Source organism: Providencia sp. PROV201 (assembly GCF_028479545.1).
Taxonomy (GTDB): domain Bacteria; phylum Pseudomonadota; class Gammaproteobacteria; order Enterobacterales; family Enterobacteriaceae; genus Providencia; species Providencia huaxiensis.
This window is the reverse complement of sequence record NZ_JAMPNW010000022.1, coordinates 1-14,441: the sequence shown is the minus strand read 5'-3', so window position 1 is coordinate 14,441 and position 14,441 is coordinate 1. Positions and strand designations below refer to the sequence as shown.

12 protein-coding genes are annotated in these 14,441 nt (G+C 41.0%); 6 read left to right on the top strand and 6 right to left on the bottom strand.

Annotated features, from left to right (window positions below; all coding sequences use genetic code 11):
* Window positions 1-13: 13 nt before the first annotated feature.
* Window positions 14-580, bottom strand: a complete 567-nt coding sequence (locus PR809_RS16145) for a YceI family protein (protein ID WP_206276158.1) — start codon at window positions 578-580, stop codon at window positions 14-16.
* 100 nt (window positions 581-680) lie between these two features.
* Window positions 681-1,358, bottom strand: a complete 678-nt coding sequence (locus tag PR809_RS16140) for a hydrolase (RefSeq protein WP_206276157.1) — start codon at window positions 1,356-1,358, stop codon at window positions 681-683.
* 265 nt (window positions 1,359-1,623) lie between these two features.
* Between PR809_RS16140 and PR809_RS16135 the strand changes: the two genes are divergently transcribed.
* Window positions 1,624-2,499, top strand: a complete 876-nt coding sequence (locus tag PR809_RS16135) for a pirin family protein (protein ID WP_102140130.1) — start codon at window positions 1,624-1,626, stop codon at window positions 2,497-2,499.
* A gap of 44 nt (window positions 2,500-2,543) precedes the next feature.
* Here the strand turns inward: PR809_RS16135 and PR809_RS16130 are convergent, their stop codons facing one another.
* Complete coding sequence (locus tag PR809_RS16130) at window positions 2,544-3,449, bottom strand: LysR substrate-binding domain-containing protein (protein WP_195697984.1); 906 nt, start codon at window positions 3,447-3,449, stop codon at window positions 2,544-2,546.
* 187 nt (window positions 3,450-3,636) lie between these two features.
* Between PR809_RS16130 and PR809_RS16125 the strand changes: the two genes are divergently transcribed.
* Window positions 3,637-5,322, top strand: coding sequence for an ABC transporter ATP-binding protein (locus PR809_RS16125; protein WP_206276156.1), 1,686 nt, complete (start codon window positions 3,637-3,639; stop codon window positions 5,320-5,322).
* The gene (locus tag PR809_RS16120; RefSeq protein WP_206276155.1) at window positions 5,315-6,949 is read left to right on the top strand and encodes an ATP-binding cassette domain-containing protein; all 1,635 of its coding nucleotides are present in this window, start codon (window positions 5,315-5,317) and stop codon (window positions 6,947-6,949) included. The genes PR809_RS16125 and PR809_RS16120 overlap by 8 nt, the downstream gene beginning before the upstream one ends.
* Before the next feature lie 91 nt (window positions 6,950-7,040).
* Here PR809_RS16120 and yiiM read toward each other — a convergent pair whose 3' ends face one another.
* A complete protein-coding gene (gene yiiM / locus PR809_RS16115) occupies window positions 7,041-7,718 on the bottom strand; it encodes a 6-hydroxyaminopurine reductase (RefSeq protein ID WP_102140126.1) in 678 nt (225 codons plus the stop codon).
* Between the two features lie 137 nt (window positions 7,719-7,855).
* Window positions 7,856-8,482, bottom strand: coding sequence for a superoxide dismutase [Mn] (sodA, locus tag PR809_RS16110; RefSeq protein WP_102140159.1), 627 nt, complete (start codon window positions 8,480-8,482; stop codon window positions 7,856-7,858).
* A 417-nt stretch (window positions 8,483-8,899) separates the two neighbouring features.
* Here sodA and acs point away from each other — a divergent pair, with 417 nt between their 5' ends.
* The 3 genes from acs to actP all read left to right on the top strand — a co-directional run bounded on the left by acs (window position 8,900) and on the right by actP (window position 12,942).
* Entirely contained in the window at window positions 8,900-10,855 is a 1,956-nt protein-coding gene (acs, locus tag PR809_RS16105; protein ID WP_206276154.1) for an acetate--CoA ligase, read from the top strand.
* 129 nt (window positions 10,856-10,984) lie between these two features.
* Window positions 10,985-11,296 (top strand): DUF485 domain-containing protein, encoded by a 312-nt coding sequence (locus PR809_RS16100; protein WP_004906633.1) that lies wholly within the window; start codon window positions 10,985-10,987, stop codon window positions 11,294-11,296.
* Entirely contained in the window at window positions 11,293-12,942 is a 1,650-nt protein-coding gene (gene actP / locus PR809_RS16095; protein WP_102140124.1) for a cation/acetate symporter ActP, read from the top strand. The genes PR809_RS16100 and actP overlap by 4 nt, the downstream gene beginning before the upstream one ends.
* A gap of 267 nt (window positions 12,943-13,209) precedes the next feature.
* Here the strand turns inward: actP and PR809_RS16090 are convergent, their stop codons facing one another.
* Complete coding sequence (locus PR809_RS16090; RefSeq protein ID WP_168222872.1) at window positions 13,210-13,638, bottom strand: hypothetical protein; 429 nt, start codon at window positions 13,636-13,638, stop codon at window positions 13,210-13,212.
* Between the last annotated feature and the right edge of the window lie 803 nt (window positions 13,639-14,441).

Here is a 14,441-nt window from a genome sequence, read left to right as displayed (position 1 = left end):
TTATTACCACAAATTATTGTTTAATGGCTTCTGCCTGGATCTTGATAGTGACATTCTGAGTCATACCATCTTTCACTAAGAAATCGATACCCCACTGTGTACGATCAATAGTTGCTTCAAAATCACCACCACAAACATCCGCTTTAAAAATTGGGCTGAAGTAACAACCAAACTTTGTTGTTTTTAATTGAATAGGGTGTGATTCGCCTTTCATTGTCAGTACACCGTCAATAGAAACAGGCTTGTTATCAACGAAATTCCATTTAGACGACTTAAATTCAATCGTTGGGTACTTGGCAACATCTAACATATCTGCACTTTTGATATGATTGCCGAATGCAGGTAAACCTGTATTTAATGTTTCCGCAGGGATGATAACATTCACGCTACCTGTTTGTTTTTCCAGAGAATAAGTCATATCGCCCGTAATATTATGAAATCCACCGCTATTGGTTGAAGTATTAAAATGGTCAATATAGAACACCGCTTTCGTATGTGTTGGGTCTAATTTATAGTCAGCCGCCTGAGCGGTTCCAAAAACAAATAAAGATGCCAATAAAGGTAAAGCTAGCTTTTTCATGTACGTTCCTTAAACTTTAAGTGCAAATAAACTGCCCTTATTCGTAATAAAGGCAGCCTTATTTCATTTCGTGAGTTAAATATCGTGAGTATTTCTTTAATTAACGCTCTGAATCTAATTGCTCATTATTTTTCAGAACTTCTTGTGCTTTGCTGTAGCTTTCAATTAATAATTGATAGGCAGGGAAGATTTGCGTGTAAGCCATTGCCCATTCAGCTGCATCTTCACGGTTCCAAGTCCCTTGTAATTCTGAAGCAACCGCAGCAGTATCCATCGGCACCACCCCCGCTTGAACAACTCGAGCCAAGGTAATTTCTTGCGCCATTTTGCTGTAAGTCCCTGATGCATCAATCACCACAAATACTTGGTAGCCATCCATCACCGCACTAATCGCAGGGAACGCCATACAAACACTGGTAATAGTTCCAGCAATAATCAGTTGTTTTTTACCTGTTGCTTTCACGGCCGCCACAAACTCTGGGTTATCCCATGCATTAATTTCACCGCGGCGTGCAATATATTGTGCATGTGGTGCATTTTGATGAATTTCTGGGATCAACGGACCGTTTGGGCCTTGAGGTACAGAAGCCGTTGTTATTACGGGAATTTTTTCAAGAGATGCCATTTTAGCCAGAACAGCGGCGCGAGCACGCAATTCCGTCATTGGCATATCACCTACAGTTTGAAATAAACCACTCTGATGATCGATTAATAACATCACCGCATCTTCTGGGTTAATAGCAGGACGTTGACCATTAAAATTAGCTGGACTACTCATGATGAAACCTCTCAATCGATAAAATATGAAAGCTGTTTTTGATTTAAAAATAGAACGATAGCCGCTCCGTTTTTGTGTTATTTAGATTAATTCATCGATTTAAGGCTGAGTAGTCCAGTTTTTGATAAACACTGTTCTATAAATAGAATTATCAGTGCTTATTCTATTGTTCTATTACTGCAACAATGAAACCTATTTTTGCCACTACCCCCTCATTATTAGCTCCTTTATTATTCAGTCATCAAAACAATTTAGGAGCAAAACCATGAAAAAAATTATTGGTATCTATCAATCTCCTCGCAGCCATTGGGTAGGAGACGGCTTCCCTGTCCGTTCAATGTTTAGCTATAACGATCATGGGAAATACCTTAATCCGTTTATTTTACTCGACAGAGCGGGGCCTTTTGATTTCCCAAGCTCAAACTCAGCAAACAGAGGCGTTGGTGAGCACCCACACCGTGGGTTTGAAACAGTCACGATTGTGTATGATGGCGAAGTGGCTCACCATGACTCTACGGGTGAAGGCGGTGTGATAGGCCCTGGTGATGTTCAGTGGATGACTGCGGCGTCCGGTATTTTGCATCAAGAGTATCAGTCTGATACCTTCATGAAAAAAGGTGGCACACTTGATATGGTGCAACTGTGGGTCAATTTGCCAGCAAAAGACAAATCAGCGGCCCCCGGCTACCAATTGTTAGAAAGCCAAAGCATGCCAAAAGTTGCATTACCCAATGATGCAGGTACATTGCGAGTGATCGCTGGTGACTATTTAGGCAATAGAGGTGCAGCAAAAACTTTTAGCCCATTAGATGTATGGGATTTACAGTTGAACAAAGGTAAAACTGTGGGTATCCCAACCAAAGCGGGGCGCCATGTTGGTTTAGTCATGTTACGCGGCTCAATGTTTGTTGATGGTCGTTCCGCTTTAAACGAAGGCGAGTTGATGATCCTCGACGATACAGACAGTAATATTCTGCTGGAAGCTACGGAAGACGCATTAGTACTGCTGCTCAGTGGCGATCCCATTGACGAGCCAGTTGTTGGCTACGGCCCTTTTGTGATGAATACTGTTCAAGAAATCAATGAAGCCATAAATGATTTCAACAGTGGGAAATTTGGGCGCATTCCTGAAACACAATAAATGACGAATATTTCCCTGATAGCCTAATGCGCTATCGGGGAAATTTATTTCACCGACGGTGAAATATTATCGGCCAAATAATTCAAGAGTAATTGAATTGATGGCAACAACCCTTTGCGTGATGGATATACAGCATGAATGATATCTTCAGGAAACTGCCATTTCGGTAATACCTCTACCAGACTCCCTGACCCAATGTCTTTTTCTACCACACCATAAGGCAGCCTTGCTATCCCGACACCTTTCAGTGCCGCATGGTATAACGTTAAGATATCGGTTGTCGCTAACTTGGGGGTAAAATGCTGCGTAAAACTAAGATCATCACTATTTTTAAGGGTTAACGTGTAATTTTGTGAGTGCTCCGTATTCGCTAACATTGGGTAATCCACCAGCTTTTCTGGTTCAGTAAGTTCACCCCGCTCTGTGAATAATTGTGGGCTAGCCACTAATATACGTCGTGAATACCCAAGTACCTTCATCATTAAGCCTGAATCATCCAGTGGTAATGAGCGCACGCGAATAGCTAAATCCAACCCTTCACTGATCACATCAACAGGTCGGTTAACTGCTAAAATTTGAATGTCGATATCAGGATATTGCACCATAAAATTAACAAGTAATTCATTGAGATAAACTTGCAATAGCGCGACGGGGCACGATAATTTAATTATCCCTTTAGGGTGAGACTGAACAGAACATATCAATTCATGAGCAATTTCAGCTTCATCAACCACATTTTTACACTGCTGATAAAATACTTGCCCTACTTCTGTGACATGAAACTGGCGAGTAGAACGATAAATCAATGAAACATTTAACTTTTGTTCTAATTCTGCGATGCGACGACTTAATTTAGACTTAGGGATCCCTAGCGCCAGACCCGCTTGTGAAAAACCACCATATTCGACAACTTTCACAAAATAGTAGAGATCGTTTAAATCATATTGCATCTCACGCCCCTTAACATTCCCAATCGCAATATCACCATCTTACTAAAAACCCCAAAAAAGCGCTTTAAAAATGAATACGGCCAATTAAAGCCTGCAAACAAAACAAATAGTCTGGCAAGCAAAACAACTAATTCACGATAACAAAGCGAAATAAATTAAAGTGATGGATTCGCAATGGAGGTTTCGCATGTACCGCGCACTTTGGGAACAACTTTGTCCCTATCGCTTCACATTATTATTTGCACTTATTTTACAAGCTATTGCAGGCCTCTGTTCACTCATTCCATTAATAGCAATTAGCCAAGTTGCTGCCGCACCCGTTCATCAATATTATGAGTGGGTCGTTATTGCGTCTATTGGTGGTGTAAGTTGGCTAATTTGCCAAACTCTTGCTTTGTATTTAACACATCAAACGGATAACCACCTCTGCTACCACGTTAGACTACAACTTCTTAATAAAATAGAAAAACTCCCACTAAATCACTTTGCCCAACACGGTAGAGACGGTTTTTTGCAAATTGCGGAGCGTGATGTGCGTGGGTTGCATCAATTAACTGCTCACGCCCCCGCAGATATCACAAAACTAATTATCGTCCCCACAGCAGCGACTCTTATTCTATTATGGCAAAATGTACTGCTCACCCTTTTTTGCTTAATGCCATTAATTGCCTCTATTTTTTTATTTAGACAAATGCGTTCTGTACGCTATCAGGCACTCTACACCTCACGTAACCAGGCAATGGGCTTCCTATATGAACAATACGCGGAACTCGCAGATAACCCGCTACAAGCTAGGCAATACCCCAACCAATCAATTCAAAAAAAAGCATCACAAGCTTTATCTCAATTTGAAATCGCCTTTCATCGATGGATAAGCAAAATAGGCGCCTTGAGCTCACTGACCCAAGTCGGTATCAGCAGCACATTGCTTTCATTATGGGTAATTGTAGGGGTTTCATTACTACCTGAGCCCGTACCTCTTGCTCAAGTGATTTTATTCATTTTATTAATTAGCAGTATCGCTGCACCTGTTGCAGCAATGGGGCATGGCGCAGACGCCTTAAACCTTGCTGTCAATGCATCAGAGCGTATTCACCAACTTCTCGCTGAACCAGATATGCATTACGGAGAAAAAGACGTTAGCACGTCCCAAGGTGAGCTCAAACTTGTTCAAGTTGACGTTAAAATAGGTAATAACCCAATATTATCGAATATTAACATCACCGTTGCTCCCAACGAATTTATGGCTATAGTCGGGGCATCAGGTGCGGGGAAGAGTACTTTATTACAGCTTATGGCGCGCTTTTTAGACCCAACAGTAGGAAATGTGCTCTTTAACTCGGTTCCATTACCACAGCTATCATTAACCAGTTTGAACCGTACGGTTTCCATCGTCATGCAAAACACCCCATCCTTACCTTGTTCTGTACGTGAAAATCTACAGTTGTTTGCCCCAAATGCCACTGAAGATGAAATGTACCGTTACCTTGATGCGCTCAACTTATTATCGCTTGTGAAACAACAACCTAAAGGGCTGGATGCCGTAATAGAACAAGATATGCAGCTGTCCGGTGGGGAAGCTCAACGCCTTGCCATTGCACGTGCGCTGCTATCACCAGCGCCTTTATTACTGCTTGATGAGCCAACATCCGCACTTGACCCACAAAATGCACAACGGGTTCTGAATTTATTGCATACCGAGCCACGAACCTGTGTATTAATTACCCATGACTTAAGTGGCTTGGGTCTAGTAGATCGCGTATTGCTGTTAGACAGCGGGAAATTAATCGCACAAGGCTCGCATCAACAACTTTCAATGCAGTCAGAACCCTATCAGCAACTTTTACGCGCTCTGGAGGATGACTGTGCTTAAGCGTTTATTGTACACAGTACGTAATGCCATATTTTGGATGACGCTAAGTGCTGTTTTAGAGGGTGTTAGCGGGTTATTTTTATTTGTTGTTATTTTAGATTGGCACCTTGATACCACGATGCCATTAACCCTTTTCGCTCTTTCTAGTTTATCTGCATTAGCCGTAACATTTATCGCCACTCAAAAAGGCTATTTTGCTGGGGGGTTGGTGATGCGTTATCTTGCTACGGCACTTATTCGCCATCTACCGCTTTCATTACAACCCATATCAAACAGTAATCAGCTAATTTCAGGGCCTGTTTCACAGGTTATGTCTGTGCCCGCACATTTATTACACCCAATTATCAGTGGGTTAGTAACACCCTGCACTATCGTAATTGGCGCTTTAATTTATCAAATTAGTTTTGGTGCCATTTTACTATTTATAATCAGTATTTTATTAATATCCTTACGTTTTTCCGCCACTAAAGTTGCCTTTTTTGAGCAAGCCGTTCATGAGTCAGAACAACAAGCAGTGAGTGCACTCAATCAATATGCCCTCCACCAGCCATTAATTCGTCGCTCAAGCGCTCACCATGAGCAACTGCACCCTAAACTTGCCTTAGCGTCCCAATATCAAACTCAAAAACAGCTACAACGAAGAAGTTTGCCATTTCACTTATTATTTTCATTGATGGTGCAAACTGCGTTTATTACGCTCTTTGGATTCGGTATTTATTTAGTTGATCATGCAAAGATGCCACTAAACATGTGGCTAGCAGGGTTAGTTTTATTAGCTCGCTTAATTGAACCTATGTGGCTGCTTTCTCATTTAGACCAATCAATTAGGCAGATGAAAAAAGCAGTTCAACAAATCGAGAAAGCCTTGCAGACTCCAGTGTTGGTGTTTCCTTATCGTACATCAGCGCCCACCATCAATAGCGTTAGCTGTGAACAATTATCATTTTACAGTGATAATAAAAAATGCATTCTGCAAAATATAAACCTTACTTTTAAGGAACATACGCTTACCGTCATTGTAGGCCCATCAGGAGCAGGGAAAAGTACATTATTAGGCTTGCTTGCTCGCTTACAAGACCCAACACAGGGCTGTGTGAATTATGGTAGTCAAAATATTAAAACCCTATCACAAGCAGTGTTGTGCGCTAGCCGGGGGATCTTATTACAAGACAGCCGTTTATTTTACGGTAGCGTACGCCAAAACTTGATACTTGATGATGATAATATTGATGACCGGGCTATCAGCACATTACTGACACAACTTAATTTTACAGCCAATCATGAGTTCTTAGAGAAAGAGGTTGGTGCCGGTGGTATGCAACTTTCTGGCGGCCAAAGGCAACGACTGTGTATTGCGAGGCTAATGCTACAGCACCCTGACATCATTTTAATGGATGAACCAACGGCAAGCCTTGATAACGTCAATACCGCCTCAGTGATTGACCTTATAACTCAAGCCAAACAGCAAACACGGGTCATCGTCACCCACCTGCCCAATCTTGCACGCCAAGCAGACTCTATTGTGTATATGGAGAACGGGAACGTGATCGCTCAGGGGACACATCCCGAATTAATGGCGAATATCCCGTGGTACCAACAGTTTATACAACAAACGCCTAAGACATAGGCATTCTTAGTATCGCACGTTATATTGCTAGCAAGCGCTTATGGCTAAATACTCCCTTTGCTATAAGCGCCCAATGGCTTTTCACTGGTGATTAACGCTTACCAAACAGACGGTGCTTAAACTCTTCAATGCGGTGGTTATCTAAACGGTTTTGCATGGTTAAGCTCCAACTTGCAGATAACCCTGCTGCGCTTAAAAGGCGCTGATATAACTCTTCATCATAAGGGGCGTGAAATGCAATCATAATGGCTTCTTGTACCGAGATATCACTATTGCGGCTCAATAATGTTAATGGCGCATTTTCACTAACATTGCCCGTTTTAATGACACGGTACAGCCAACCACAGCGCCCATTGTCTTGCATCATCTGTGCAAAATTTTCAATTCCTGTTAACCCATTGAGCTTATAACAAGGGGAACGAGGTTGCGTGACCTGAATGCGCGCATCACCCCAAGCAAAAATATCCCCAATAAATACGTTTTCTTCTGTCATACCCAGCGTTGATATATTTTCTCCAAATGCGGAGGCAATAAATAAATCCGCTAAATCTGGATACGCACTAGCCCAAAAGTCATAATGGTCACGTGGATAATGGCAAAGAGCTCTATCAGGCCCGCCATGGAAGCGTTTTTCAGCTTGTTCATCCCCCTCAAGCCCTAATTGCCCTAACATCAATAACCCATCGGCAGCTTGCTTATGAATAGCGCTGTGCCCACAGGACTGGGTTGCTTGGACTTTACCGATAAAGACTTGGGGAAGGAATAACATGGGCGGCACTCTCCACATAAATAGGTGACGAAACCTTCATCATAAAGAATGCCAATAGAGATAACAATCGGGTGGGGTATAAATAAAAAAGCGCAGCATTAACGCTACGCTTATGGTAAATAAATTATCTTATAAAATTATTTAGCTTTTGCTGCAAAACGTGCCGCAGCTTCATCCCAGTTCACAACTGACCAGAATGCTTTAATATAATCAGGGCGGCGGTTTTGGAATTTCAGATAATAAGCGTGTTCCCATACATCTAAACCGATGATTGGGTAACCAGATGCACCTGAAATAGCCTCACCCATTAATGGATTGTCTTGGTTCGCTGTTGAAACAACAGCTAATTTACCGTCATCTTTCAGAACCAGCCACGCCCAGCCAGAACCGAAACGGGTTGCAGCGGCTTTTTCAAACAGTTCTTTAAATGCATCAACGCTACCGAAATCACGTTCAATCGCAGCTTTCAGTTCGCCTTTTAATTCAGTATTTAATTTCAAACCTTTCCAGAACATGCTGTGATTTGAATGTCCACCCGCGTTATTACGGACAAACGTACGTTGATCAGCAGGGATTTGGTCTAATTTTTGGATCAGAACATCGATATCTAAACCCGCTAATTCAGGCAGTTTTTCTAACGCTGTATTGGTGTTAGTCACATAGGTTTGATGATGCTTAGTATGGTGGATTTCCATGGTTTGCTTGTCAAAGTGTGGTTCCAATGCATCATAAGCATAAGGTAAAGCAGGTAATGTATAACTCATATTATTGTCTCCAGTGACGTAAATACCGCTATGTTTCTCATTTTTACCACAAGGCTCATAGGGTAAACACTTGCGTAACTTCGCACCTTGTGAATTACTATCTATTATAGTTATTTTACTGTTAATGAAAATCATTATCAAACCCACAGTAAACATATGGATATTTATATTCGCTATGAGAGCTCGTTTATTCAGTAACTAATACCAATAACCCCACCTTTTATTTTTCTTTAAATCTACCTTTTGTTATATTTTTAGTCTTATATTTCAATTTGATATTTAGCATCAAATGATAATCCTGCAAATCTCATTACAATTAATACGTGATCTTCCGCGCAAAAGAAAAACAAATTTAAAATTCGTGCTTTAGTTAACCATTTTTTGACATAGTATTAACATTTGCAAGGAGATAATAATATGACTCAAATAACTAAACATCCCGTTCCTGCTGAAATTGCAAAAAATGCCCTGATAAACGAACAACAGTATAACGATGAGTACCAACGCTCGATTCAAGACCCTGAAGGATTTTGGGGCGAAAAAGGAAAAATCGTTGATTGGATTAAACCTTACACTCGTGTCAAGAACACCTCTTTCGACCCCGGCCATATTGATATCCGCTGGTTTGAAGACGGTACATTAAATTTAAGTGCTAACTGTTTAGATCGCCATCTGGCTGAAAAAGGTGACCAAACAGCGATTATTTGGGAAGGCGATGACCCTTTATCGTCAAAAAATGTTACTTACCGCGAACTGCACCATGATGTATGTCAGTTTGCTAATGTCCTGAAACAACAAGGTATTCGTAAAGGCGATGTTGTCGCCATTTACATGCCTATGGTTGTTGAAGCTGCTGTCGCGATGCTAGCCTGTGCCCGTATTGGCGCGATACATACGGTCATTTTTGCTGGTTTCTCCCCTGAAGCTGTCTCTGGTCGCGTTATTGACTGTAAAGCGAAGCTCATCATCACCGCAGATGAAGGCTTACGTGCTGGCCGTGCAATTCCATTAAAGAAAAATGTGGATGACGCACTCGCTAATCCGCAAGTCACTACGGTTTCTCATGTGATTGTTTACCAACGCACAGGTAACGCACCGAGCTGGGTAGAAGGCCGTGATCTCTGGTGGCACGACGTCATCAAAGGGGTCAGTGCAGACTGCCCTCCTGAAGAAATCAACGCAGAAGACCCGCTCTTTATCCTGTACACCTCGGGTTCTACAGGTAAGCCAAAAGGCGTTCTGCATACCACTGGCGGTTATTTGGTTTATGCCACACTGACATTCAAGTACACCTTCGACTACCATCCGGGTGAAGTCTATTGGTGTACTGCTGATGTCGGCTGGGTAACAGGCCATAGTTATTTGTTATATGGGCCATTATCCAATGGCGCTAAAACATTAATGTTCGAAGGGGTACCTAATTACCCATCAGTTAACCGAATGAGCCAGGTGGTTGATAAACACCAAATCAATATCCTTTATACTGCGCCAACCGCCATCCGCGCATTAATGGCTGAAGGCGATAAAGCCATTGAAGGTACTGACCGCAGCTCATTACGAATTCTCGGCTCCGTGGGGGAACCCATTAACCCTGAAGCTTGGGAATGGTTCTATAAAAAAATTGGTAATAGCCGTTGTCCAGTGGTTGATACCTGGTGGCAAACGGAAACGGGTGGTTTCATGATCACACCGCTCCCGGGAGCAACTATGTTAAAACCGGGGTCTGCAACATTGCCATTCTTCGGTGTTCGCCCTGCGTTAGTTGATAACCTTGGTGAACCTATAGAAGGCGCCACAGAAGGTAACTTAGTGATTGTTGATTCATGGCCGGGTCAAGCCCGAACCTTATTTGGCGATCACGAACGCTTCGAGCAAACCTATTTCTCAACCTTTAAAGGCATGTACTTTAGCGGTGATGGTGCTCGTCGTGATGAAGATGGTTACTATTGGATTACCGGCCGTGTTGACGATGTACTGAATATTTCGGGCCACCGTCTAGGTACGGCAGAAATAGAATCCGCCCTCGTAGCACATCCGAAAGTGGCTGAAGCAGCTGTGGTCGGTATTCCTCATAATATTAAAGGCCAAGCAATCTACGCTTATGTCACATTAATATCTGGGGTTGAGCCATCACCAGAGCTATACACCGAAGTTCGTAATTGGGTTCGTAAAGAAATTGGCCCAATTGCTACACCAGATGTTCTTCACTGGACGGATTCACTACCCAAAACCCGTTCCGGTAAAATCATGCGTCGTATCCTACGTAAAATTGCATCAGGGGACACCAGTAATTTTGGAGATACCTCCACTCTGGCCGATCCAGGTGTTGTCGAAAAACTACTCGAAGAAAAACAGTCTATGAGTATGTCATAACGCTAAAAGGCCAACTCATTGAGGCGGCCTTACATACATCCCAACAAGATGGTTTACTCTAAATAATTCGAGGTGCAGTCAACAATGCTGCAGCTTGAAGTATGACGAGTATAACAGAGGAGAACTCTGATGAATGCTACTGCTTACGAAAAGGTAGAGGATAACCCTCGCTTTAAAGAACTGGTTAGGAAACGTAGTCGCTTTTCATGGTTGTTATCAATAATAACGCTCGTGCTGTATGTTGGATTTATTTTTCTTATCGCTTTTGACCCAAGCTGGCTAGGAACACCGATATCCGAAGGTTCATACATCACAAGAGGGATCCCTGTTGGTGTCGGCCTAATTGTCATTTCATTTGTACTCACTGGGCTTTACGTTATCCGAGCCAACGGTGAATACGACCGTTTAACCGCAGAAATTTTAAAAGAGGTAGAAAAATGAAAATATTGCTCTCACTCATTCTCTTTTTTACCTCATCAATGGCGTTTTCTGATGCATTGACAGGGGATGTTGAACGCCAGCCTGTGAATATTCAGGCAATTGTGATGTTCTTACTGTTTGTCGGCTTCACTTTATATATTACCTACTGGGCGTCAAAAAGAACGCGTTCTCGCTCTGATTACTACACTGCGGGTGGGAAAATTACCGGTTTCCAAAACGGGATGGCTATCGCTGGCGACTTTATGTCTGCTGCCTCCTTCTTAGGGATCTCTGCTCTGGTTTATACTTCTGGCTATGATGGCCTGATTTATTCAATTGGCTTCTTAATTGGCTGGCCGATCATTCTATTCTTAATTGCCGAGCGCTTACGTAATTTAGGTCGTTATACCTTCGCTGATGTCGCTTCTTATCGATTAAAACAAAGACCCATTCGTATTCTATCTGCGGTTGGCTCTCTAGTTGTTGTTGCACTGTACCTTATCGCTCAAATGGTTGGCGCGGGTAAATTGATTGAATTGTTATTTGGTCTCAATTACCACGTCGCGGTTGTTATCGTGGGTATCTTGATGGTGCTATATGTCCTATTTGGTGGAATGTTAGCCACAACTTGGGTGCAAATTATTAAAGCCATCTTGTTATTAGCAGGTGCAACATTCATGGCCGTTATGGTTATGAAGCATGTTGGCTTTAATTTTAACACTCTGTTTAAAGAAGCGGTTGAAGTTCATAAAAATGGTATTGCCATTATGAGCCCGGGAGGACTGGTTTCCGACCCAATATCCGCCTTATCCCTTGGTCTTGCTTTGATGTTTGGTACTGCAGGTCTCCCTCACATAATTATGCGATTCTTCACAGTCAGTGATGCAAAAGAAGCGCGTAAAAGTGTGTTCTATGCCACTGGCTTTATTGGTTATTTTTACATATTAACCTTTATTATTGGTTTTGGTGCCATCGTTCTAGTCAGTTCCAATCCTGCATTTAAAGATGCAACTGGAGCACTTATCGGTGGAACAAATATGGCAGCTGTTCACCTTGCAGATGCCGTCGGTGGTAACTTCTTCTTAGGCTTTATTTCTGCGGTTGCCTTTGCCACCATCCTTGCTGTTGTTGCCGGTTTAACACTAGCGGGTGCCTCTGCGGTTTCCCATGACTTGTATGCGATGGCAATGAAAAATGGTAAAGCAGATGAAAAAGATGAATTACGTGTCTCTAAAATTACCGTTGTTATCTTAGGTTTTGTTGCGATTGGTTTAGGTATTTTGTTTGAAAAACAAAATATTGCCTTCATGGTTGGTTTAGCCTTTTCTATCGCTGCCAGTTGTAACTTCCCGATCATTTTACTGTCGATGTACTGGCGTAAGCTGACAACTCGCGGTGCATTGGCTGGTGGATGGTTCGGTTTAATTACCGCAGTTGTCCTGATGATTTTAGGACCAACCATCTGGGTTAGCATTCTTCATCATGAAAAACCTATATATCCATATGAATATCCAGCACTTTTCTCCATGGCTGTTGCATTTATTGCTTCATGGTTATTCTCGGTGACGGATAATTCCGAACAAGGAAAAATGGAAAGAGAGCGCTTTAAAGAGCAATTTGTTCGTTCACAAATTGGACTAGGTATTGAACAGGGTAAATCACACTAAACCTAACTTTATTGCCACACCAAACGGCTCAGTGTATCGAGCCGTTTTTTATTAATAGTTTATTTAAGCCTACACTAGTTTCACCATTGATTTTCTTAATTTTATCTAATAAATCAACAGGCTAAATGAACTCACATAAAGGAATTGATAGTATAATTTGCCCCTATTACTCATAAGTTTTGTGTAAAAAAAATCCTTCTTTCTATGTAGAGAAAAGAAGGATATTAATAATATTAAAAAACTTATTTTTGTTTTCGTTATTCGATACTATCTTGCATAGTGTTGTCTTTCTACATCAGCCCAATTTTCTACTAGTGAATAAAACTCTGCTGAACTTGTTTTTCTTTCTTCTTGTAATTTTTTAAATTCTTGCTTGTTTTTCGGCGTGTAACGAGAAAGTAGCTGGTCTAATACAATATTTTTATCTGCGAATTGGGAACCCAGTTTTAATTTTTTATACAGCACTGCGGTAATAAACCCACTGATAGCGAGCATTCCAATGACAGTGGCAAAGCTATAGTCAATGCCAAGGGTATTTCTCAGCGCATTTAACAGTAAAAAAGGAACAAAAAACATCACTAATAAAGAAAGAATCGTTGCGCCATCTTGGCCATTATTAAACTCATTTTCTTTCTGTTTGTTTACAGAAATAATTTGGTCGAAAATTCGATGATTAGCGCTTTTTGATTTATTCATATGACCCACCTTTGCTATACAAATATTGTTTACACGAAATACCATCCATTAAAAGGTATAACTTGCTTAGCCGGCCTATCTTTCATATCGGGATGTAAGTTTCTTTCCTTTGAAAATTTCACTTATAAGCAAACTTCATCGGTAACATGATAGCTGGATATACCATTAACTACTTAACACAGTATAAATGTAAGAAATTGAAACATCAATTTAACAATTTTTATATAAAAAAATAAACAATCGAGCACTTATTTATTAAAAATAAACTAACAAAATAGTAAACTTACATATGAGTAAAATTGATTAATTTACTTTTATCTATTGATATTAATGAGTTTATTGTTCAAGAAATGACTTCTTTGGGTCACTTAATTAACACCATAAAAACCATTAAGATTATAAACATTACAGATCAGGTTAAGGCCAATTCTGTCAGATAGTTTCATTAAGTCATTATTTTTTTTAATAGATCATAAATTACCTATCATCCAGAGAGTCAAATCACACAGCAATTGTACTCGGAGAGATAAACTCACCTAACCCACCCCCTATTGCCCTTACTGTAAAGCTGAGTTTGATTTTATTGACTTACCTGCACTTAATTAAGAAATAAGTGAGCTGTTACTTACTACTTTAGTTCCAACAATTCTATTCACCACGATCAGCGGTAAAGATGTATTAATGGCTTTCCATAAGCCAAAGAGATGAAAAGGGGAGGAATAGCGTAAGAAATACAGGAATAAAGAAATAAAAAAGAAAAAAAAGAGAAAAGAGGAAAAACACAAGATAATTAGCACGCTAGT